The organism is Paraburkholderia sp. (genome assembly GCF_035501035.1).
Lineage (GTDB): Bacteria > Pseudomonadota > Gammaproteobacteria > Burkholderiales > Burkholderiaceae > Paraburkholderia.
Genome location: NZ_DATJWR010000283.1, coordinates 1 through 3,314 on the forward strand (window position 1 = coordinate 1; position 3,314 = coordinate 3,314).

Below are 3,314 nucleotides of genomic sequence, written 5' to 3' on the forward strand. Positions count from 1 at the left end.
AGGTCCATGCGGCGCTGGCGCATGTACTCGAGTTCCTTCGAGCCTTCCTCGAACGTGAGGTACGGCACGTCGACGATCTGCTCGTCCGTGATCGGCAAGCGGAACTGGTCGCGGAACTTCTTGAGCTGATCCACCTGCATCTTCTTTTGCTGGTGGGTGATGTTCATGGCCTGGCCGGCTTCGCCCATGCCGTAGCCCTTGATCGTCTTCGCGAGGATGACGGTGGGCTGGCCCTTCGAGTTCGAAGCCTGATGGAACGCCGCGTAGATCTTGTGCGGGTCGTGGCCGCCGCGGTTCAGGTTCCAGATGTCGTCATCGGACCAGTCGGCGACGAGCGCCTTTAGTTCCGGCGTGTTGAAGAAGTGCTCGCGCACGAAGGCGCCCGATTCCGACTTGTACGTCTGGTACTCGCCGTCCACGACTTCCATCATGCGGCGCATCAGCGCGCCCGACCTGTCGCGCGCGAAGAGCGCGTCCCAGCGGCTGCCCCAGATGACCTTGATGACGTTCCAGCCCGCGCCGCGGAACTCGCTTTCGAGCTCCTGGATGATCTTGCCGTTGCCGCGCACCGGACCGTCCAGACGCTGCAGGTTGCAGTTGATCACGAACACGAGGTTGTCCAGACGCTCGCGGCCGGCCATGCCGATTGCGCCGAGCGACTCCGGTTCATCCGTCTCGCCGTCGCCGAGGAAGGCCCAGACCTTGCGGCCATCGGTCTTCGCAATGCCACGCGCCTGCAGGTACTTCATGAAGCGCGCCTGGTAAATCGCCATGATCGGGCCGAGGCCCATCGAGACGGTCGGGAACTGCCAGAAGTCCGGCATGAGCCACGGGTGCGGATACGACGAGATGCCCTCGCCGCCCACTTCCTGGCGGAAATTGTCGAGCTGCTTCTCGGAGAGGCGGCCCAGCAGGAATGCGCGCGAGTACACGCCCGGCGACGAGTGGCCCTGCACGAACACGAGGTCCCCGCCATGCTCGGCGGACGGCGCGCGCCAGAAGTGGTTGTAGCCGACGTCATAGAGCGTGGCGGCCGAAGCGAACGAAGCGATGTGCCCGCCCACGTTCGTCTGCTTGCCCGCGCGCAGCACCATGGCCATGGCGTTCCAGCGCGTATACGAGCGGATGCGGTGTTCGATGTCCTGATCGCCGGGGTTCTTCGCCTGGTTGGCGACCGGGATGGTGTTGATGTACGGCGTATTCGCCGAGAAAGGCAGGTGTTCGCCATGCACGCGGGCAAACTCGATCTGCTTTTCGATCAGATGGTGGGCGCGGTCAGGGCCGACCGTCGAGATGACGCCATCCAGCGCTTCGAGCCATTCGGCGGTTTCCTGGGGATCCTCGTCCTTGTCGGCGGCAACGTACTTCAGGACTTCGTCGGGTACAGCGGACATGCTCGTCTCCTGGGTGTAGGGGAACGCTGTTGATCGGACCATGCGGACGGCGACGCTTGAGACGTGACCGGGCCAACCGCAGCAGCTTCCGGGCGATTGTAATGACCCCTCAGACCATCGCGCAACAAAATTTTCGAATTGCGGGATGCGATTTTATAATGTGAAAAAATGCTGCAGCGCACGCTTAATCGTTCGCGCCCCTGCGCCGATAACGGCCAGTTTGCACCCGTTTATCGGCGAATTACCGCTTTTTTCGCGGCAATTCCGTGTCTTACGCTGCGCTACAATCCTTGCCATGTTGACCGAACGGCTTTTCGCACGCTCGGCGCGGCCGCCCGGAACGCCCGGCGAGTCGTCGCCATCTCGCTGGCACCACGGACCCTGGTGGTCGAATTCCTATTTGCTGACCCCGCTCCTGTCGATCCTCGTGTTTCTGGTCGTCATGAGCCTGATCTTGTGGAGCCTGAACCGCCGCGAGCAACAGCAGCAGGAAGACACGCTCTACCGCAACGTCGCGTGGGCCCAGCAGCAGATCCGCCTCTCAATGACGGGCGCGCAGGAGCAATTGCAGGCGCTCGCGCGCGATCTGGTTGCCGGCCACGTCGACCCGCAGTACTTCCAGACGTCCACCACGGACATCATGCAGGGCCACCCCGAAATCCTCTACCTGAACTGGTACACGAGCCAGCAGGAGCCGAGGTGGCCCAACACCGCCATGCCCGTCTTCGGCCAGCGCCTCGCCAAGCCCAACGACGCGCAGATGGACGAGGCCGTGAAGGCCGCCTTTGCCGAAGCGCGCGCGACACGCCGCCAGGTCTACTCGCCGCTCATCTACGACGACCTCGGCAACGGCTACATCACGCTACAGACGCCGGTATACCGCGATCGGGAGTTTCTTGGGTCGATTGCGGCCGTGTTCTCGGTCGAAGGCATCCTGAAGCACGACATCCCGCCCGAGCTGTCGGCCAAGTACAAGATCTCGATCCTCGACGCGAACAACCGCGAGCTGGCCACCACTTCGACGCGCCCGCGCCTGCCGCGCGACGTCTACTATGACCTGCCGCTCGATCCGCCGGGTCAGGGCGTCTCGGTGCGCGTGTACTCGTACCCGCAGATGACCAACTTCACGAACAACACGCTCGTGTGGCTGGTTGCAGGCCTGTCGTGCTTCGTTCTGTGGAGCCTCTGGAGCCTCTGGAAGCACACGCGCCAGCGCTTCGAAGCGCAGCAGGCGCTATACGCGGAAGCGTTCTTCCGGCGCGCGATGGAAAACTCGGTGCTGATCGGCATGCGCGTGCTCGACATGCATGGCCGCATCACGCACGTGAACCCCGCCTTCTGCCGTATGACCGGCTGGGACGAAAGCGATCTCGTGGGCAAGAACGCGCCGTTCCCCTACTGGCCGCGCGACGCCTACCCCGAAATGCAGCGGCAGCTCGACATGACGCTGCGCGGCAAGGCGCCCTCCTCGGGCTTCGAGCTGCGCGTGCGCCGCAAGGACGGCTCGCAGTTCCACGCCCGCCTCTACGTCTCGCCGCTCATCGACAGCTCGGGCCGCCAGACCGGCTGGATGTCGTCGATGACCGACATCACCGAACCCAAGCGCGCGCGCGAGGAGCTCGCCGCCGCGCACGAGCGCTTCACCACGGTGCTGGAGAGCCTCGACGCCGCCGTTTCGGTGCTCGCCGCCGACGAAGCCGAACTGTTGTTTGCGAACCGCTACTACCGGCACCTGTTCGGCATCCGCCCGGACGGCCATCTCGAGCTCGCGGGCGGCGGCGGCTTCGACTCGGCGAGCGCGTCCTCCGATTCGATCGACATGGTCGACGCCTTCGCGGGCCTGCCGGCCACCGCGCTCACCGAGAGCACGGCGGACGCGCAGGAGGTGTACGTCGAAAGCATCCAGAAGTGGTTCGAGGT

2 pseudogenes are annotated in these 3,314 nt (G+C 64.4%); one reads left to right on the forward strand and one right to left on the reverse strand.

Going from position 1 to position 3,314, the window contains the following annotated elements:
• A pseudogene (aceE, locus tag VMJ11_RS21020) lies at window positions 1–1,394 on the reverse strand (pyruvate dehydrogenase (acetyl-transferring), homodimeric type); the annotation flags it as partial.
• 295 nt (window positions 1,395–1,689) lie between these two features.
• Here aceE and fixL point away from each other — a divergent pair.
• Window positions 1,690–3,314: pseudogene (fixL, locus tag VMJ11_RS21025) on the forward strand (oxygen sensor histidine kinase FixL); the annotation flags it as partial.